Genomic DNA, 19,657 nt, shown 5'->3' on the forward strand with positions numbered 1-19,657 from the left:
ATGTGTAATCTAAATCCACCAATAATCACGCAACTTTTTTTATGAAACCTCAGTCAGTACCTAGCTACGTTGATGACAACTATGTAAACAATGTTGTTAACGAATGTGTCAGTTTCATGAAGGGGAGTGCGCCGTGGTGGGTACAACAATCGTGTTTAGATTGCCGAGAATCAAAACAACTATTGCATTTGTTTTTGGTTGCTTTTAGCACTTGGAGAAAGCGCCGAGCGCAACCTAACCATAAGCGAAATATCGAACCCAATAATCTATTTGACCTTGGGCCTCTCATTTACGACTTGAGCTATACCCTTAATCAATTGGCTAACCAAGACAAAGACTACCTTAGTGAAGAGTTAAAAGATGCCATTAAGCTTATTCACCAAGATGCTCAGCATTTCTTAAAAAGCTGGCACAGTCTCGATATAGAGCAAATTACCGATACACCACTCTCTCAAGTTTCTTAATTTATACAGCAAAAGGTTTTATGCGTTTATCTTTTCAAGCTATTGAAAACTGGCAACAGCACGCCAGTGATTTATCGAAAATATCCAGTAATCTAGAGCCTTCGCAGTGGCAAGAATGGCAGCAAGCGGCTCAACTCTACAGCTGTACGTTTAATCAGCGTGTGGTTGCATATTGTGTTGTAAGTTGTAATAAACAACAGTTGTTAGTGCAGCGCTTTCACGTGCGAGATATAACCCAGCGCCGTGGCATAGGCTTGTTTATGTTCCAGCAGCTTCTGCAGCTAGTGGCTCAAAAGGGCCTAAGCCAGCTCACTTTTCCGCACAGCAACGATCCAGCCGTGCTGGCCTTTTATCAGCATCTTGGCTTAAACAATCAATTCACCTTTCAGCTATAAAAAAACCAGAGCCATGGCTCTGGTTTTTATTCTTTTTCTACCCGTATTACTACAAAATAATCGACTTCAAATCGTCGTTTTTACGATCTAAATAGTGGGTTGATTGTATTTTACGAATAGTACGCGTTTTACCACGAACCAATAGCGTTTCGGTGGTGGCAATATTACCTTGGCGATTAATACCTTCCAGTAAATCACCCTTGGTAATGCCCGTCGCCGAAAATATCACATTGTCGTTTTTGGCTAAGTCATTCAACTGCAATACGCTGTTTACTTGAATATCTTCAGCTTCACAGCGGCGAATTTCTTCTTCACCAATTGCGCGATTTTCCGGGGTATCTTCTTTTACCTGGTGACGTGGAATTAAACGGCCTTGCATATCACCGCCTAAAGCGCGAATTACAGCCGCCGAAATCACCCCTTCTGGCGCTCCGCCTACACAGTACATCATGTCAACTTCGCTAAGCGGCATACACGATAAAATCGATGCAGCTACATCCCCATCAGGAATCGCAAATACTCGAACACCTAGCTTTTGCATCTCAGCAATCACTTGGTCATGACGAGGCTTAGCCAAGGTAATCACTGTCATATCGCTCAGCTCTTTGCCCAAGACCGACGCAACCATTTTAATGTTGTGCTCTAGTGGTTGGTTTAAATCGATGCAACCTTTGGCTTCCGGTCCAACTACCAACTTTTCCATGTACATATCTGGTGCACGTAAGAATGCGCCTTTTTCGCCTACGGCAAGCACGGCAACAGCATTGTTTTGACCCATTGCGGTCATGCGGGTGCCTTCAATAGGATCTACCGCAATATCTACACCTTCGCCACCGGTACCAACATGCTCGCCAATGTAAAGCATCGGTGCATCATCAATCTCGCCTTCGCCAATAACCACTTCGCCATCAATGTCGATGTCATTGAGCATGATACGCATGGCTTCAACAGCTGCGTTATCAGCAATATTTTTATCCCCACGCCCCAACCACTTGTAACCAGCTAAAGCTGCGGCTTCGGTCACGCGGGAAAAACGAAATGCCAGATCTCTTCTCATCAGATACGCCTAATCAACTAAAAATCGTGACGAATACTAGCACAAGATTATGTTTTATTCAGCTTGAAAAGCTAAGCTAAGGCCTGCTTTACCAAGCTTAGCGCTTCGTCAGACAAATCTAGTGCAAGTGCTGCTTGCTGGCCTTGTTCAGACATTTTTGCCCAGGTTTTTTGCACAATGCTAATCACTTTCTCTTGAGCATGTTTATTAGCAAATTCAACAAAGTAGTACTTTAAGAATACTAAACAAATAACATCTTCAAGGGCTTGAGTAAGCGGATTTCGTTTTAGCTTTTCTTTACGTAATAAACTGGCAGTAGCATCAATGAGGGTTTCGTCCAAATTGTGCTTACGCATTATTTCTGCACACAACTCAGCATGCTTTTTACCTAAATCGCTGCGCCATTTTAAATAGCCAGCTCGACCTTCTGGGTAATCACTTCGTAGTGATAGCCAACGGCCAATGTGCTGAGCTCGGGCAGCAATTTGTAATTCAGCTGGAGGTGCTAACATAAAATCATGTAAGCAATTAGACATGCGCTTACCGTACAAAAATTCTTTGGCATGCTCGGTTCCTAACTCATCTATCTCCTTATTTGGGTCATTTAAGTTAAATTGATCGATATCGTTTAAAACCTGATTCAGAATATTTTGCTGCATGATTTGCGGTTTTCCCATAACTTTGTTTTATCCTTTAACAAGGGCACAACATATCCTACCGAAAAGCCAAAAACAACACAGACGGTTACACCAAAAAACAATTGCATTGTCAGCGCATTTAACTATATGTTAATAACTAGAGCGGCATATATGACCAACATATATATCTAAAAAGGAGTTAATCGCTATGCTGATTGGTGTACCTAAGGAAATAAAAAATCACGAATATCGTGTGGGAATGACACCCGCCAGTGTGAATGAGTTAATTCAACATGGCCATCAAGTCATTGTTGAGACTCAGGCTGGCGCCGGTATTGGCTTCAGTGATGCTGATTACCAAGCGGTCGGCGCGAATATTTCAAACACTGCCGCGGAAGTATTTGCCGCAGCCGAAATGATTGTGAAAGTAAAAGAACCACAAGCGGTTGAACGTGCAATGTTGCGTGAAGACCAGCTATTGTTCACTTACTTGCACCTCGCTCCCGACCCAGAACAAACTCAAGATTTAATAAAATCTAGCGCAGTTTGTGTAGCTTATGAAACAGTAACTAGCCCACGTGGCGGCCTTCCTTTGCTGGCACCAATGTCAGAGGTAGCGGGCAGAATGGCGATTCAAGCAGGCGCACTTGCCTTAGAAAAATCTAAAGGCGGTCGCGGGGTATTGCTGGGTGGCGTGCCAGGGGTAGAACCTGCCAAAGTTACCGTTATTGGCGGCGGCATGGTTGGTCGTAATGCTGCACAAATGGCTGTTGGAATGGGTGCAGATGTCACCATACTCGATCGCAGCATTGATGTACTTCGCAGTGTTGATGCTGAATACCATGGCCAGCTTAAAACTGTTTACTCGACGACCAGCAGTATTGAGCAGCATGTATTAGAGGCTGATTTAGTGATTGGTGGTGTATTGTTACCAGGTGCCGCTGCGCCCAAGCTTATCACTAAGGATTTGGTTAAACGCATGAAGGCTGGCAGCGCTATTGTTGATGTTGCTATCGATCAAGGCGGTTGTGCCGAAACCTCAAAGGCTACCACCCATCAAGATCCTATTTATATCGTGGATGATGTGGTGCACTACTGTGTTGCAAATATGCCAGGTGGCGTGGCTCGTACCTCTACCATGGCACTTAATAATGCAACTTTGCCTTACATCATCACCCTCGCTAACAAGGGATATAAGCAAGCACTGCTAGATGATGAACACTTGCGCAATGGCTTAAACGTAATGCATGGCAAGTTAACTTGCGCCGAGGTAGGCGAAGCCCTAGGCATTGAAACGGTCGACCCTTTAGAGCTACTGGCCTAAGTCACAAAAAAGAGCGCTTAGGCGCTCTTTTTTATATCTGTCTAGTTAACCTGAGCTCGGGATAAGGAACTGACGATAACTCCGCAAACCAGTACTTAATCTAATTTCATGTTTCTGGCGAGATAGTTTTGCTTAGTTCAAGGAGAAGCTGCGCGTCAATAGCTAGCCTATTGCAAGTGGCTTCAACACCGAAATAAGTAAAAATAGTCGTTAGAAACCGGTTTATTGTTCCGAGCTCAGATTAATTATTAAGCCTTAGCGCTTTTTACCATACCCGCGGTCTTTAAGGCTGCGCCCCCATTTATCTAGCCAAGCATCTAAGCCACTGCGAGCATTACCAGCGATTAAGCAAGCAGCGGAGCTGGGGCTAGAAAATTGATAATCACGCATAAACTCATAACCATCGCCTTGACGGCAAAGAACGGTATCTTCAAGTAACTGCTCACGTAGTGCCAATACTGCTGGGCGTAATGACTCCGCCCCACCACCATTGGCAGTAGAACCTTTCACTACGGTAAAGCCGGGTTTGTTTTTAGCGCCAGTAGGGTAACCATGCGCAACTGCTTGCTTAACGCTGAAAGAATACTCAGCAGATATGGTGTGCTGGCTGCTCTCAACCACCAGCTCACGTAAAGACAATAGCTGCTGATACAGTTCAATAGGTAAAATTGCAGCGGTTTTGCGGCCATCACCGTCAATAACAAAATTAACTTTAGAAAGTTCGAATGGACCGTCCATGTCAGACCATGTATTAGAAAGTTTGTGCAAATTTAACACAGGCAAGCGGCAGATTTGAATATAAAAAAACCTCGCTAGGCGAGGTTTTTAATAAGTTTTTATTCCATGGCTGCTTTGAGCTTCTTCATGGCATTTTTTTCTAGCTGCCTAATCCGCTCTGCAGAAACTTGGTAATGGTCTGCCAACTCTTGCAAAGTCGCTTTATCTTCATCTAACCAACGGCGCTGCACAATATGCGCATTTCGCTCGTCTAGGGTATTTAAAGCGGCTCGTAAGCGATTAGCTGCAGCAACTTCCCAGTTTTCTTTCTCTACAAACTGGGCTACATCAGAAGACTTATCTTCCAAGTACTGAATCGGCGCAAAGCTGCCTTCACGCTCATCATCATCGGCGGCTAAATCAAAGGCTTGGTCTTGGGCACTCATTCGAGATTCCATTTCCAATACGTCTTTGGTACTTACACCAAGATTCTCAGCCACCATGTTTACTTCGTCATTACTAAACCAGCCTAAACGCTTTTTAGATTTACGAAGATTAAAGAACAACTTACGTTGTGCTTTAGTGGTAGCAATTTTCACCATACGCCAATTACGTAATACGTATTCATGAATCTCCGCTTTAATCCAATGCACAGCAAAAGATACCAAACGAACACCCACTTTAGGGTCAAAACGTTTTACGGCTTTCATTAAGCCTACGTTGCCCTCTTGAATTAAATCGGCTTGCGGCAAGCCATAACCTGCGTAATTTTTAGCTACATGCACTACAAAACGTAGGTGCGACATAACTAATTCGCGAGCTGCTGTTAAATCACCCTCGTCGTATAAACGAGTAGCAAGCTCTTTCTCACGCTCAGGCGTGAGCATATCAGCGCGATTAACTGATTGAATGTAGGCTTCAATGCTCCCTTGCGGGACTAGCGCCATAGATGCATTTACTTGATCCATTTCAACCTCTAAATATTACTCGGTCAACGAGTCTACCATAGCCAATTAGCAAGATCTAACCCCCTATATAGCAGGCTGCGCGGCTTTGCGCAGTCTCACTTGTTTCCAGATATATGACGCACTAAATCAGAGATAGTTCACATTTTTAAGCACTTTCTAGGTGCGCAATTTTACCAAATAGGTGCAAGTTATCCCTTAAGGAGTATAGACAGTTGGAGCTCAATAAAAATTCCAAAAACCTCTAACTCGTTGATAAAAAATGATTTTAATCAAGTTTTAGTGTTTTTTTTGCTACTGGCACCATGATTGCGTCATAGCTGGCATAAGTAATTGCGAGACAGTGATATGAGCATACAAAGAATTAGCCAACATCCTAAAACGAGTCAAAAGCAGCCTATTGAAACAGGCATGGTTGACTTAGTAGGTGCTGGCCCTGGCGATCCGGAGCTGCTCACCTTAAAGGCCCTACGCAGCATAGAACAAGCAGACCTAGTGTTATATGACCGCCTAGTAAGCGAAGAAATCTTAGCGCTTATTCCTAGCAACACTAAAACTATTTACGTAGGTAAAGCCAAAGCCAATCACTGCATCCCGCAAGAACAACTTAACCTCTATATGGTAGACAAAGCTAAACAAGGCTTACGCATTTGTCGCCTTAAAGGTGGAGACCCATTTGTATTTGGTCGCGGCAGTGAAGAACTCAGTGTTTTACATGAACATGACGTTCCAGCTCGGGTTATTCCTGGTATTACTGCTGCATCTGGCTGTACTAGCTACGCGGGTATTCCGCTTACTCACCGTGGTCTAGCCACTGGTTGTAGCTTTATTACTGGCCACAAACAAGATGGCAAATTAGACATCGATTGGGCCCAACTAGCGCAACTCGACCACACCTTAGTGTTTTACATGGGGCTGAGCAGCTTGCCTGAGATCAGCCAACAGCTACAACGTTTTGGAAAGAGTGCAAAGACACCTGCCGCATTAATAGAAAAAGGCTGCCAAAGCGATCAACGCGTTGTTACCGGCCAATTAGACCAGTTACCTACGCTCGCCAGTGAACACCAATTGCAATCCCCTACATTAATTGTAATCGGTGAAGTGGTATCACTGCGCGAGCAACTCAACTGGCTAAGTAAGTTAGACGCGAACCAGAACCAATTTGAATTAGAAAATAGCGCCGCTCTAAGCGCATAGGAGAGAGTACATGGAACGTATCATCGTTGTTGGTAACGGCATGGTTGGTCACCACTTCATTGACCAATTGATACAGCAAGACAAGTTAGGCCAAGTTCAAGTAACCACTTTTAGTGAAGAGTCGCGCTTAGCATACGACCGCGTGCAATTATCAAGTTACTTCTCGGGTAAATCCGCAGACGACTTGATGATGACCTCTCCTGAATACTATGACGAACATGGCGTTCAATACTTTGTAAACGACAAAGTTGTTGAAGTATTGCCTGAAGAAAAGATTGTAGTTACCGCTAGTGGCCGTCGCGAAAGCTACGACAAACTGGTGCTAGCTACCGGTTCTTACCCATTTGTTCCGCCAATTCCTCGTCCAGACGATCAAGCGGCACAAGAAAACATCTTGGTATACCGCACCATTGAAGATTTAGAAGCCATGACCAAGTCAGGCGAAAACTCAAAAGTAGGTGTAGTTGTAGGTGGTGGTTTACTTGGCTTAGAAGCCGCTAAAGCACTTAAAGACCTTGGTATGGAAACTCACGTTGTAGAATTTGCACCTCGCCTAATGGCTGTGCAAGTGTGTGACGGTGGCGGTGCAATTCTTCGCACTAAAATTGAAGAGCTTGGCGTACAAGTTCATACCGAGAAAAATACCAAAGAAATTGTGGCAGGTGAAAACACTCGCTACCGTATGAACTTTGCAGACGGTAGCAGTTTAGATACCGACATGATTTTGTTCTCTGCGGGTATTCGCCCACAAGATCAATTAGCACGCGAAACCGGCCTAGAGCTTGGTCCTCGTGGCGGCATAGTGATTAACAATCAATGTCAAACGTCTAACCCAGACATTTACGCGATTGGTGAATGTGCCTTGTGGGAAGGCAAAATTTTTGGCCTAGTAGCCCCTGGTTACAGCATGGCTAAAGTAGCCGTCGACCATATCGCCGGAGAGCAAGCTAAAGAATTTGCCGGTGCCGACATGAGCACTAAGCTTAAGTTGATGGGTGTAGACGTAGCCAGTATTGGTGACGCACACGCTAACACCGAAGGCGCTTTAAGTTACAGCTTGAGCGACGAAGCCCGTCAAGTGTACAAAAAAGTTGTTACCAACGCCGCTGGCGACCGTTTGTTGGGCGCAGTATTAGTAGGTGATGCCGACGATTACGGCAACTGGTTACAATTGTTCTTAAACGACATGCCATTACCAGTAGCACCAGAATACTTACTGGTACCTTCATCAGAAGAAGGTGCAGCTTCGGCGATGGGTGTAGATTCACTGCCAGACAGCGCACAAATTTGTTCATGTTTCGACGTAACTAAAGGGCAAATTTGCCAAGCAGTACGTGACGGCGCAACCAGCATGGCTGATATTAAAGCCACTACGGGTGCCGCAACCGGTTGTGGTGGTTGTAGCGCATTAGCCGTTCAAGTGATGAACGCAGAACTAGAAAACCTAGGTGTTGAAGTTAGTAACGACATTTGTGAGCACTTTGCTTACTCACGTGCCGAGCTAGCCGACATTGTACGCGTTAAGAAAATCAAAACCTTTGAGCAGTTGCTTAAAGAGCACGGAACCGGACATGGCTGTGAAATTTGTAAACCAGCAGTGGGGTCTATTTTAGCCACCTTCTGGAACGACTATGTTCTTACCGATGACCATATTGCCCTACAAGATACCAACGACATCTTCTTAGGCAACATGCAAAAAGACGGCACCTACTCAGTAGTACCTCGAGTAGCTGGCGGTGAGATTACTCCAGACAAGCTAATTGCCATTGGTGAAGTGGCTAAAGAGTTCGACCTATACACCAAAATTACCGGCGGCCAGCGGGTTGATTTATTTGGTGCGCAACTGCACGAACTGCCGAAGATTTGGGGCAAATTAATTGATGCTGGATTTGAAACCGGCCACGCCTACGGTAAAGCATTACGTACCGTTAAGTCTTGTGTAGGCTCAACCTGGTGTCGTTACGGCGTGCAAGACAGTGTTGGCATGGCGATTCTGCTAGAAAACCGTTACAAGGGCCTACGCGCCCCACACAAAATTAAGTTTGGTGTGTCAGGGTGTACTCGTGAGTGCGCTGAGGCACAGAGCAAGGATATTGGTGTTATTGCAACTGAGGGCGGTTGGGGTCTGTATGTTTGTGGTAATGGTGGTATGCGCCCTCGACACGCCGACTTATTCGCTACCGATTTAGACGACGTAACCCTAATGCGCTACATCGACCGCGTATTGATGTTCTACGTACGTACTGCCGACCGCTTACAGCGTACCTCGGTATGGTTAGAAAACCTTGAAGGCGGCCTAGATTACCTAAAAGAAGTGGTTATCGACGACAAGCTCAACATTTGTGAAGAACTCGAAGCAAACATGAATCACGTAGTAGAAAGCTACCAGTGTGAGTGGAAGTCTACGATTAATGACGAGAAGAAACTGCAACGCTTCAGCCAGTTTATTAACGCCGACGAGCCAGACAACAACCTGCAATATGTTCGTGAGCGTGGCCAACGTCGCCCAGCTACCGAAGAAGAACGTATTCAAACCATCGAAATTGTAGAAGCACCATAACAAGGAGAGTGATGATGAGTGAATTAGCTACAGAAACTTGGACCGAAGTTTGTCGCAAATCGCAGCTTAGCCCAGGAACCGGTGTTTGTGCCTTAGTCAAAGGCAAACAAGTTGCCATTTTCTGGGAAGGAATTAGTGACCAAATATTCGCCATAAGTAATTACTGCCCATTTGGCAAAGTAAACATGTTGTCTCGAGGCATTATTGGAGACTTCAAAGGCGAATTAATGGTGGCATCTCCCCTTTACAAGCAACGTTTTAGTTTAAAAACCGGCCAATGCCTAGACGACGACAGCGTCACTATTCCTACCTTCCAAGTGAAGGTAGAGGGTGACAGCATCAAAGTCGCCGCTTAATAAAAAATACTTAAAAAAATAATACTAAACCGCGCCGCTACGGCGGCGTGGTAGGAAACGCTTTAACTTTTTTAGAGACATTATGATGAGTGCAGAAAAATTTAACCTGTTTTCCTTTACCGGAAAAATGAAAATACTACACATGAGCTGGATGGCTTTTTTTATTACCTTTTTGGTGTGGTTTAACCACGCACCATTAATGGCCAGCATTGCTGCCAGCCTAGGTTTAACATCCAGCCAAATTAAAACCCTACTTATTCTAAACGTAGCCTTAACCATTCCTGCGCGTATTGTTATTGGCATGTTTACCGACCGCTTTGGTCCACGCCTTACCTACTCCACCCTGTTGGCAGTATGTTCTATTCCTTGTTTCATGTTTGCCTTTGCCAATAGCTTTGAGCAAGCCGCTATCGCTCGTTTCTTATTGGGCTTTATTGGCGCCGGCTTTGTAGTGGGTATTCGTATGGTATCGGAGTGGTTCCCTGCTAAAGAGTTAGGCACCGCAGAAGGTATTTACGGCGGTTGGGGTAACTTTGGTAGCGCAGCTGCAGCTATGTCACTTCCAACGCTAGCGATTATTTTTGGCGGTGAAGACGGCTGGCGTTATGCGGTAGGCCTTACCGGTTTAATCAGCCTTGTGTTCAGTGTTATTTACTACAAAAACGTAAGCGATACGCCTAAAGGCTCTACCTACTTTAAGCCAAAAAATGTTGGCGCAATGGAAGTAACCACCAAAGGTGACTTTGTATTGCTGCTAATTATGAAGGTTCCAATGTATGCCACCCTTGCTTTGTTAGCATGGAAACTGTCTCCAGCTGGCGTAAAAATGCTAAGCCAAGAAGTGGTATACGCGTGTTACGCAGGCCTAGTAGCCTTATACGTTCTGGATTTTTGGAAAACTTACCAAGTAAACAAAAACATCTTTGTTAAGCCAGTTCCAGAAATTGAACAATACAAATTTAAGCAAGTAGCAGTATTAAACGTATTGTACTTCGCAACCTTTGGTTCAGAGCTAGCGGTAGTATCTATGTTGCCATTGTTCTTTAGCGAAGTATTCGAACTAGATATGGTTTACGCGGGCTTACTCGCCTCTGCTTATGCCTTTATGAACTTAGCCTCTCGCCCTGGCGGCGGTTGGATTTCGGATCGATTTGGCCGTAAGAAAACCCTATTAGTATTAACCGCTGGTTTAGCCTTAGGTTACTTTGGCATGGGCCAAATTGACGGAACTTGGCCACTATTCCTAGCAGTAGCAATGGCCATGGCATGTTCATTCTTTGTACAAGCTGGTGAAGGCGCAGTATTTGCCGCTGTACCGCTTATCAAGCGTCGCTTAACTGGTCAAATTGCCGGTATGACAGGTGCATACGGTAACGTAGGCGCAGTATTCTACTTAACCGTGTTAAGCCTAGTAAGCTACCAAGCGTTCTTCTACGTAATTGGTGCCACTGCGGTGTTAGGTTTTATCGCCTTATTGCTTCTAGAAGAGCCGAAGGGCACTATTGCTGAAGTAGGCCCAGATGGCGAAGTAACGCTAATCAACGTTAGCTAAGCCAGCCCCGTATAGCGGCGTGCGCCTTAATTGGCCACGCTGCTTACCTCAAGGAAGCGATCTTAGTGTTAGAAGAACAACAAACTGCAGCGGCCACCCCAGCCAGCAGTAACCGAGTTAGTAACAGCGAAAAAGCATCCTCTGAAGCTAGCAACAAGTTGGAGGCGTCTTTTGGAGGCGCCTCCATTCCTGGTCCTAAACCAGAAAACCAAGATGCATGTGTCGCTAAAATCCCCGAGCCATGGACCCGATACTACAAAGGTGTTGTAGCAGTACTGGCCGACGGTTTAAGCAGTGCAGAACATGCCAAAATGGCTGCTCAAATCTCGGTTACCCAATTTGTTGAAGACTACTACGCAACCCCAGAAAGCTGGTCGGTAAACAAATCTACCGCTCAAGTCGCCAAATCGCTGAACAATTGGTTATTCCAACAGGGTAAACAAACTGGCTCTTACGCCTGTACCCTATCAACACTAATTATTAAATCGCGAGTCGCCCACCTTTTTCATGTGGGTGACAGCCGCATCTATCGCTTTCGCGCGGGCAAACTACGCCAGCTAACTCGCGACCATGTGCAAATTCGCGGTAAACAAAAAAACCACCTCACTCGTGCTATGGGAGTGGACTCTAGCCTAGAGTTAGATTATTCCACTCGTACTGTAGAGACTGGCGATATCTTCATGCTAACCAGTGATGGTGTGCACGATGCACTAAGTGAACAGCAACTGGTTAAGCTATTACAAGCCAAGTTTTCAAGCTTAGAAGAACAAGCCAGTGCCATTGTTAATGCTGCGGAATTAGCAGGCAGCGACGACAATATTAGCGCCATGCTAGTTAACGTTGATAACGTGCCTGAAGCCGAGCTGGATGAAAGCCGCGCACAGTTGCTGCATTTACCTATTCCACCGGTAATGTCAGTTGGCAATAAAATCGACCAATACCGCGTTAGTGAGATCCTCCATACCAGCCCACGTAGCCATGTGTATTTAGTCGAAGAGCTAGATCAACAAGGTAATAGCAATGGTCGAGTGCGTATTCTTAAAGCGCCCGATGCCAGTATGGCCGACGACCAAGAATACTTTGCCGGCTTTGCCCGCGAAGAGTGGGTTGGCCGCGTGGTTAGTAATCCTTATATCATGCGCACCTTCGAGCCTATTGGTACTCGCCGCTTTCGTTACTTAATCGCCGAATACGTTCCAGGCATTACCCTTCGCCAATGGATGGATAAGCACCCTCACCCACCCATTCAGCAAGTAGTACGCATGCTGCAAAAACTGGCTAAAGCCTTGCGAGCCTTACGCCGTTACGAAATGGTGCACCGCGATCTTAAACCCGAGAACATTATTATCACCGCCGACGACCAACTGAAACTGGTCGACTTTGGCACAGTGCAATCGGCCGAACAACTTGAGCAAGATGAGAAAAACACCACACCGGTTGGCTCGGTGCAATACATCGCACCAGAGTATTTAGTGGGTGAAACGGGTCGCCATCGTAGCGACATTTTCTCGTTTGCGGTGATTGCCTACGAAATGCTCTCAGGCAAGTTGCCCTACAAACAAGCCAGCCGTGAGCAAATTGCTCAGCGAAATTACAGCGACTGGCACTATCAAAACATTCAGCATTTCCGCAATGACATGCCCGATTGGTTAGACGCTGCCTTAGAGCAAGGCTGCCACCCTAAACCACAGCAGCGCTATCAGAGCTTGTCGGAACTGATTCATGACTTACAACATGCCAATCCCAAACTTAAAGCCAGCTATCAAGCCAAACCCTTAATCGAGCGTAATCCGGTGCGGTTTTGGCAATCAACCACCTTATTTTTGCTGCTAGTGGTGATATGGCAGTGGGCCAGCCAGTTAAATTAACTTTCATAAACATAAAGTTGATTTACATAAAGGCCTAGTGACTAGGAAGTGCCTAGTATAAGCGCAATTTCTTGCTAGTTTGTGGTCAGCATGTCGTCTACTACCCAGAGTAAAACCCTACAAAAAGGCCTGTTTGGAATGGCCTTGCCTATTTTTGGCGAATTCATGCTGAACATGTCGGTACCGGTATTTGACGCGCTATTCCTTAGCCAAGTCTCTGATCAAGCCGCTGCTTCTGTAGGCGCGGTAATGCCTTGGTTCTCTATGGCCATTGTGTTTTTCTCAGCCACTGGCATCGCTGGCGCAAGTTTGGCGTCGCAGTACATGGGCAAACTAAACTATCAACGGGCTAATTTGATTCTAGCCGGCTTGATAATACTCGGTGTACTTGCAGGGCTACTCTGCGGGCTATTCTTTGTAAGCCAAGCCAGCAACATTGGCCAATGGATGAGTCTTCCCCCAGACATGAGCCTATTAGCCAGCGAATACTTGGTACTTGCTGGAGCGGGCGTGGGCTTTATGGGTTTACGTATGACCCTAGCCAACATCTGCAATAGCTATGGTCAATCTCATTGGAACACCATTTCTGCGGCACTCATGCTGGTCACCAATATTATTGGCAATGGCGTGTTGGTATTGGGCTGGTTTGGCGCAACACCAATGGGCGTGACCGGGGTAGCCTTAGCCAGCTTAATTGCTTGGTTGCTAAGCCTTAGCTTTAGTTTGTTAGTGGTATTGCTGCTAATAAAAGTGAAGCTCCCCTTAGCCGAGGCGATTAAACAGCCAGCTCTTAGCCTTAAACCTATTCTAAAAATTGCCGTACCCTCAGCGCTCGAGCCCTTCTCTTACCAAAGCTTTGTGATGGTCATGAACTTAATGATTGTCCAGTTTGGCGAAACCTCGCTCACCGTGCGTATCTACGCACTGAACATCTACGTTTATTGCACCATGATGCTTGTGGCCATTGGCATTGCTAACACCATGTTAGTGACTCAACTTGCAGGCGCTGGCCACTTTGAGCGTTGCCACCAACAAATGCGCCAAGGCATGCGCTGGGGCTTAATAGCGGTGGCTATTGTTGCCAGCATTATCTTTATCTTTCACCAAAGCTTACTGGGTTTATTTACCAGTAACCCTGAAGTACTCGCCCTAGGCGTGGTAGTATGTTTAATTCACAGCCTTAACGAACCACTAAGGGCAATAAACATTATCAGCGGCAATGTATTACGCGGTTGTGGCGACGCGGTGTTTGTTACCGGTAACGCCATTGCGGTTACTTGGCTATTCTCAGTACCACTGGCCTACTTTACTGGGGTTTATTTAGGTTATGGTTTATATGCGGTGCTTCTTGCAGGCATGGTAGACGAGTTCCTACGTAGCCAAATAAACTGGCGCCGCTGGAAGAGCGATAAGTGGAAGCGTAAGTTGGCGCCGGACTAGTAGGAGTCGTAACTAACTTTTGGACACAATCGCGTTAAGTCGGAAGGTTTAAGTCAAAGATAGACGGTTCAATTTTTAATCATGCACAAAGATGCAGCTATTCGACACCGAGCGTCCTAATAGCTCGTAGAGCCAACTCACGCATCACCGTATTACCCCACTTGATCTCATCCCAGTCCCTGTAACTATTTGGGTCTCTAACAGTTTGCTTACTCTGAATGTTTGCATGTGAGAGTGCATTCCTACCGTCTTCCCGCAACCAGTCTTCGAGTTTTTTCCCATTTAAAAACAGAGGCTTTCTATCTCGCAGTGCCCTTGCCAACTCATTTTCTAAAGTAGGAATTTGTTGCTCTATCCAAGTTCCCTTGGTCTTACCATTTTTAAATGGTATTTCGAGAATCTTGGCGTAACATAAAAATTCGTAATAGGTGCTTCCACTTGAGGTACCTTCTCGGAAAAAACCTAACGCAAGGTGCTGGGCATCAGTAAACACTCTCTGCTCGAAGTGATTCATATGTATCGCGTAACTATCATCACTTGGAACAAAGTTCATGGAGGCACAATACTCACTATACAAGCCATGGATATTGCTAACTTTAACTCCGTGAAACCAAACAATCTCATTTAGAACTCTAAAAAATATGTCCCATGGATTGTTGCCATCAAAGCCATTTTGGTTTGATATTTTCAAAGTATGCGGGTGAACTGTGTTCTGTATGTCCAGAGTGATCTTTTCTCCATCATATGGAAGAACCCACTTTTCGTTTACTATTCCATCTTTTATCGATATTGGCATTGGCGTTCAGTAGCGTAGATTTTTGTGAAGATAACATGATGTAAAACACCATTTAGGTCAAACAAACTTATAAGAAATGAGGCACGGAAAAGCTTCAGATTTTCATTAGAATTTATATCGATTAGACGCAGCGCACCGCTACTAATGATAGCTCTATCTAAAAACGTTCGGCGCAAAAGTGAGTCAGCTACAAATTGCAGACTCATTGTTGGACAGGTATATATTAGTTTCCTTACCCCCTTCATTATCGCCGAGTCACGCAAGTGCTAAGCGATTAAGCCGAGCATTGTTTGAGCGTAGCGAGTTGCACAGGCGCGCTTGGCACTGAGTAACGAGGAAAAAAGATAATGCGGGGCAGCCTTTCTTTTGCTTCGTTTTCTTTGGCTGTTCAAAGAAAATGATGTCGCCGAGAGGCGAAACGCAATAAAGCAGACAAGTGTATTGCTTGCCTGCACACAGCACTAGCTTGGCTCTATTTGCTTAATATGGCGATTTACCGAGAACCACGATGCGCCTAAGCCCAGCAAAGTTGCAAATAAGATTAACCAGCCAAACTCTTGAATACTTAGACCCGAAAGGTAAATGTCTTGTTGGTACAACAAACCGATTTGCTGAAGGGCGTATTCAGTCCAGATAAGCAGAATATTACACAATACCCAAGCCATTAAGCCGCCTACAATGCCAAACCAAAATCCGGTATATAAAAACGGCCGTTGAATAAAGGCGTCGGTAGCGCCGACCAATTTCATAACTTCGATTTCGTTACGACGATTGAGAATGTTTAATCGCAGAGTATTACTTACAATTAAGGCCACCGCGGTGAGCAACAATATAATCAGCAGCCAAGCGGCTTGCTGCAGCATGCTTACAATGGTGTCTAAACGTTGTAGCCATTCAACATCTAAGCGGCCTTCTTCAACCAAGCTATGCTCTTGCAAACTGTCGAGTAAGGTTTTTGCAGCGCTAGCTGAGCTGTACTCGGCACTTGGCAGCACCAGTAATACATCGGGCAAGGGGTTTTCTGGTAGTAACGCAAGTACGTCTTCAAAGCCGCTGTTGGCTTGAAACTCGGCCAAGCCCTGTTGCTTGGTAACCAGCTCTACCGCGGCCACTTGCTGCATGCTGGATATATTTTTTTGCAATAAATCGCGCTGTTGTTCGGTAACATTTTGTTTTAGAAACAAACTGATTTGAGCGTCACTTTTCCAGTAGGCAGTAAGCTGCTGCACGTTTTTAGTGGCCAAATAAAAGCTTGCTGGCAAAGCCAAACAAACGCCGATTACCGCTAAAGTAAGCATTGAGCTAGCAGGGGTGCGCCAAAGCTCGCCTAAGCTGGCAATACATTGCTGTAAATGGCGTACCCAAAACATCATAAAGCGTACCGGAAACGCGACTTTCACTTGCGGTTTAGCGCCAGCCATTACTGCACCTCCTCTGCTTGAGAGGCGTTAAGCAACTGACCATTTTGGAGAATAAGTCGCTGATAGTGCATTTTAGCGATTAGGCTTAAATCGTGACTTGCGATAAGCACCGCAACACCCACGCGGTTAAACTCTTCGAATAAGCGGAAAATCTCTAAGGACAATGCAGGGTCTAAGTTACCAGTGGGCTCATCGGCGATCAAAATAGCAGGTTTGTTGACTACAGCGCGCGCAATGCCTACTCGCTGCTGCTCACCACCAGAGAGAATAACCGGGGTGCAGTTGGCTTTGTCTAACAGCCCCACTTTATCGAGGGCTGCAGCAACACGGCGTTTAATATTGCCCATACTATAACCTTCAATCACTAAAGGAAGAGCAACATTGTCGAATACCGTGCGGTCCATTAGCAGTTTGTGATCTTGAAAAATCACGCCCATTTGACGGCGAAGATAAGGGATCTTTCGATGAGTAATGCGACTAATATCGTCGCCATTTACCCATACTTTACCGTCGCTGGGGCGCTCCATGGCGGTGATAAGCTTGAGCAAGGTACTTTTTCCTGCGCCAGAGTGGCCGGTTAAAAAGGCCATTTTTCCCTGTTCTAGTTGAAACGAAACTTTTTGTAAGGCTCGCTGACTACCTGGATAAATTTTACTTACTTGCTCAAACCGGATCATTCCTAGACCTTTTTTACTGTTTAGGCAGCGTTAAACTACGCCTCTTCACTCTCTTCGCTGCTAAATAGCGCATCAACAAAGGGTTGTGACTCAAACTCGCGTAAATCATCAATGCCTTCACCCACACCAATATAACGAATAGGCAAAGCAAACTTGTCGGCTAAGGCAAAAATCACCCCACCTTTAGCGGTGCCATCTAACTTGGTAAGTGTTAAACCCGTTAAGCCCACCGCTTGGTTAAATAAGTTAGCTTGGCTTATGGCATTTTGGCCAGTGCTGGCATCAATAGTTAACATAATTTCATGAGGAGCGGCATCGTCGAGCTTTTTCATTACTCGTACAATTTTCTTCAACTCTTCCATTAGGTGCGCTTTATTTTGCAAGCGACCTGCTGTATCGGCAATCAATACATCTACATTTCGTGACTTAGCTGCTTGAAAAGCATCGAAAATTACCGAAGCACTGTCAGCGCCAGTGTGTTGTGCAATTACCGGGATCTCGTTACGCTCACCCCACACTTGCAGCTGCTCTACCGCAGCGGCGCGGAAGGTATCACCCGCGGCCAACATCACCGATTTACCCTGACTTTGATATTGCTTGGCAAGCTTACCGATGGTGGTGGTTTTACCCACACCATTAACCCCAACCATTAAGATAACAAACGGTCCATCACTACTATCTAAATCTAAAGGCGCTTCAACTTGATTAAGCATGCTAGCCATATCGAGTTTTAGTTGCTGATATAGGGCTTCACCATCTTGTAGGTCGCTACGTTTAACGTGACTGGTGAGGTTTTCGATAATCTTTAAAGTGGTATCAACGCCAACATCCGCCACCAATAACTGTTCTTCTAATTCTTCAAACAGCTCATCGTCGATCTTTCGCCCTTTAAAGAGAGAAAAGAAACCCCAACCAAAGTTCTTACGGGTACGCCTTAAGCCTGCACGCAAACGGGCAAACAAGCCCATTTTTTTCACTGGCTCAGCAGCTTGCGACGCTGCGGCTAGCTCGGCCTCTTGTGCTGCTTGGGCTTCACGTTCTGCTTGGGCTTCTCGTTCAGCTTGGGCTTCACGCTCTGCTTGAGCTTCACGTTCTGCTTGAGCTTCACGTTCTGCTTGAGCTTCACGTTCTGCTTGAGCTTCACGTTCTGCTTGAGCTTCGCGTTCTGCTTGCGCTTCGCGTTCGGCTTGGGCTTCGCGCTCTGCTTGGGCTTCGCGTTCTGCTTGAGCTTCGCGTTCTGCTTGAGCTTCACGTTCTGCTTGAGCTTCACGTTCTGCTTGAGCTTCGCGTTCTGCTTGAGCTTCACGTTCTGCTTGAGCTTCGCGTTCTGCTTGAGCTTCGCGTTCAGCTTGAGCTTCGCGTTCTGCTTGGGCTTCACGCTCTGCTTGCGCGTCTAACTCAGCTTGCTGAGTATCTTGTTGTTCTGCGGCGGGATCGCTTGATTGTTGTTGCTCGTCATCTTTTTTTCGGCCAAACCAAGAAAATAGGCCCTTCTTTTTTGCCATTACTGCAAAACCTTTTTTACCAGTAAACGACGTTGGCTGTTACAATGCCAACGTCCAATCAATATTGCTCGGATATTATCACAGTTTCTCAATGGTCTAAGTAAATGGCACGGCTTTCCTCAAGAAAACATTCAAATCAAAGTAACAAATCTAATAATGGCAGTGGTCAGGTACGCATAATTGCTGGTCAATGGCGCGGGCGCAAGCTCAAGGTGCTGAATAGCCAAGGCTTACGCCCAACTACCGACCGAGTTAAAGAAACCGTATTTAACTGGTTAAGCCCCTATTTGCACAACAGTCATTGCTTAGATCTTTTTGCTGGAAGTGGCAGCTTAGGTTTTGAGGCCTTGTCGCGTTTTGCTAGTTTTACCACCTTTGTAGAGAAAGATGCGCAGGCCGCTAAGCAGCTTAAGGCCAATTTACAAGTATTAGAGCTTAGCAGCGAGCAAGCAAAGTTAATTAATCAAGATGCCCTGCAATGGCTAAAGCAAACACCAAGCGAAGCCTACGACATTGTATTTATTGACCCGCCGTTTCGTTGCGAGTTACTAGCACCTAGCTGCGCAATGTTAAATGACAATGGCTGGCTAAAACCCGACGCACTGGTTTATCTTGAATTTGAGAACGAAGCCAACGAGCCCCAATTACCCGCAAACTGGCACTGCATAAAAGAAAAACAAGCAGGCCAAGTAAGCTACCGTTTATACCAACTAACTTAAGAGCCT

18 protein-coding genes are annotated in these 19,657 nt (G+C 45.6%); 10 read left to right on the forward strand and 8 right to left on the reverse strand.

Annotated elements, in window-relative coordinates; all coding sequences use genetic code 11:
* Positions 1-41 precede the first annotated feature (41 nt).
* Both K5620_RS19165 and K5620_RS19170 read left to right on the forward strand, forming a co-directional pair.
* Positions 42-464 carry a hypothetical protein gene (locus K5620_RS19165; RefSeq protein ID WP_016402258.1) on the forward strand — a complete coding sequence of 141 codons (423 nt, stop codon included), beginning with the start codon at positions 42-44 and terminating at the stop codon, positions 462-464.
* A 20-nt stretch (positions 465-484) separates the two neighbouring features.
* On the forward strand, positions 485-859 hold the full coding sequence (locus tag K5620_RS19170; RefSeq protein ID WP_016402259.1) for an acetyl-CoA sensor PanZ family protein: 375 nt from the start codon (positions 485-487) through the stop codon (positions 857-859).
* A 49-nt stretch (positions 860-908) separates the two neighbouring features.
* Here K5620_RS19170 and glpX read toward each other — a convergent pair whose 3' ends face one another.
* A complete protein-coding gene (glpX, locus tag K5620_RS19175) occupies positions 909-1,916 on the reverse strand; it encodes a class II fructose-bisphosphatase (protein WP_016402260.1) in 1,008 nt (335 codons plus the stop codon).
* Between the two features lie 71 nt (positions 1,917-1,987).
* Complete coding sequence (locus tag K5620_RS19180) at positions 1,988-2,593, reverse strand: DUF4202 domain-containing protein (protein WP_016402261.1); 606 nt, start codon at positions 2,591-2,593, stop codon at positions 1,988-1,990.
* Between the two features lie 169 nt (positions 2,594-2,762).
* Between K5620_RS19180 and ald the strand changes: the two genes are divergently transcribed.
* Complete coding sequence (gene ald / locus K5620_RS19185) at positions 2,763-3,878, forward strand: alanine dehydrogenase (RefSeq protein WP_016402262.1); 1,116 nt, start codon at positions 2,763-2,765, stop codon at positions 3,876-3,878.
* A 255-nt stretch (positions 3,879-4,133) separates the two neighbouring features.
* Here ald and K5620_RS19190 read toward each other — a convergent pair whose 3' ends face one another.
* Both K5620_RS19190 and rpoH read right to left on the reverse strand, forming a co-directional pair.
* A complete protein-coding gene (locus K5620_RS19190; RefSeq protein ID WP_016402263.1) occupies positions 4,134-4,616 on the reverse strand; it encodes a DUF4357 domain-containing protein in 483 nt (160 codons plus the stop codon).
* A gap of 98 nt (positions 4,617-4,714) precedes the next feature.
* Positions 4,715-5,563 (reverse strand): RNA polymerase sigma factor RpoH, encoded by an 849-nt coding sequence (gene rpoH / locus K5620_RS19195; RefSeq protein ID WP_221077420.1) that lies wholly within the window; start codon positions 5,561-5,563, stop codon positions 4,715-4,717.
* Between the two features lie 345 nt (positions 5,564-5,908).
* Here rpoH and cobA point away from each other — a divergent pair, with 345 nt between their 5' ends.
* The 6 genes from cobA to K5620_RS19225 all read left to right on the forward strand — a co-directional run bounded on the left by cobA (position 5,909) and on the right by K5620_RS19225 (position 14,533).
* Entirely contained in the window at positions 5,909-6,757 is an 849-nt protein-coding gene (gene cobA, locus K5620_RS19200; RefSeq protein ID WP_040307295.1) for a uroporphyrinogen-III C-methyltransferase, read from the forward strand.
* A 10-nt stretch (positions 6,758-6,767) separates the two neighbouring features.
* Positions 6,768-9,317, forward strand: coding sequence for a nitrite reductase large subunit NirB (gene nirB, locus K5620_RS19205; protein ID WP_016402266.1), 2,550 nt, complete (start codon positions 6,768-6,770; stop codon positions 9,315-9,317).
* A gap of 11 nt (positions 9,318-9,328) precedes the next feature.
* Positions 9,329-9,673: a nitrite reductase small subunit NirD gene (gene nirD / locus K5620_RS19210; RefSeq protein WP_016402267.1), complete on the forward strand. Its 345-nt coding sequence runs from the start codon at positions 9,329-9,331 to the stop codon at positions 9,671-9,673.
* Positions 9,674-9,758: 85 nt separating this feature from the next.
* Positions 9,759-11,225, forward strand: a complete 1,467-nt coding sequence (locus K5620_RS19215) for a NarK family nitrate/nitrite MFS transporter (protein WP_040307297.1) — start codon at positions 9,759-9,761, stop codon at positions 11,223-11,225.
* A 65-nt stretch (positions 11,226-11,290) separates the two neighbouring features.
* Positions 11,291-13,093 carry a bifunctional protein-serine/threonine kinase/phosphatase gene (locus tag K5620_RS19220; protein WP_016402269.1) on the forward strand — a complete coding sequence of 601 codons (1,803 nt, stop codon included), beginning with the start codon at positions 11,291-11,293 and terminating at the stop codon, positions 13,091-13,093.
* Positions 13,094-13,183: 90 nt separating this feature from the next.
* On the forward strand, positions 13,184-14,533 hold the full coding sequence (locus tag K5620_RS19225) for an MATE family efflux transporter (protein WP_016402270.1): 1,350 nt from the start codon (positions 13,184-13,186) through the stop codon (positions 14,531-14,533).
* A 97-nt stretch (positions 14,534-14,630) separates the two neighbouring features.
* Here K5620_RS19225 and mauJ read toward each other — a convergent pair whose 3' ends face one another.
* The 4 genes from mauJ to ftsY form a co-directional block, all read right to left on the reverse strand.
* Positions 14,631-15,329, reverse strand: a complete 699-nt coding sequence (gene mauJ, locus K5620_RS19230) for a methylamine utilization protein MauJ (RefSeq protein WP_016402271.1) — start codon at positions 15,327-15,329, stop codon at positions 14,631-14,633.
* 461 nt (positions 15,330-15,790) lie between these two features.
* A complete protein-coding gene (gene ftsX, locus K5620_RS19235; RefSeq protein WP_152783351.1) occupies positions 15,791-16,750 on the reverse strand; it encodes a permease-like cell division protein FtsX in 960 nt (319 codons plus the stop codon).
* Complete coding sequence (ftsE, locus tag K5620_RS19240; RefSeq protein ID WP_016402274.1) at positions 16,750-17,427, reverse strand: cell division ATP-binding protein FtsE; 678 nt, start codon at positions 17,425-17,427, stop codon at positions 16,750-16,752. The genes ftsX and ftsE overlap by 1 nt, the downstream gene beginning before the upstream one ends.
* Before the next feature lie 35 nt (positions 17,428-17,462).
* Positions 17,463-18,932: a signal recognition particle-docking protein FtsY gene (gene ftsY, locus K5620_RS19245; protein WP_016402275.1), complete on the reverse strand. Its 1,470-nt coding sequence runs from the start codon at positions 18,930-18,932 to the stop codon at positions 17,463-17,465.
* A gap of 104 nt (positions 18,933-19,036) precedes the next feature.
* Between ftsY and rsmD the strand changes: the two genes are divergently transcribed.
* Complete coding sequence (gene rsmD, locus K5620_RS19250) at positions 19,037-19,651, forward strand: 16S rRNA (guanine(966)-N(2))-methyltransferase RsmD (RefSeq protein WP_040307299.1); 615 nt, start codon at positions 19,037-19,039, stop codon at positions 19,649-19,651.
* Positions 19,652-19,657: the final 6 nt, after the last annotated feature.

This window comes from Agarivorans albus, assembly GCF_019670105.1.
Taxonomy (GTDB): Bacteria; Pseudomonadota; Gammaproteobacteria; order Enterobacterales; family Celerinatantimonadaceae; genus Agarivorans; species Agarivorans albus.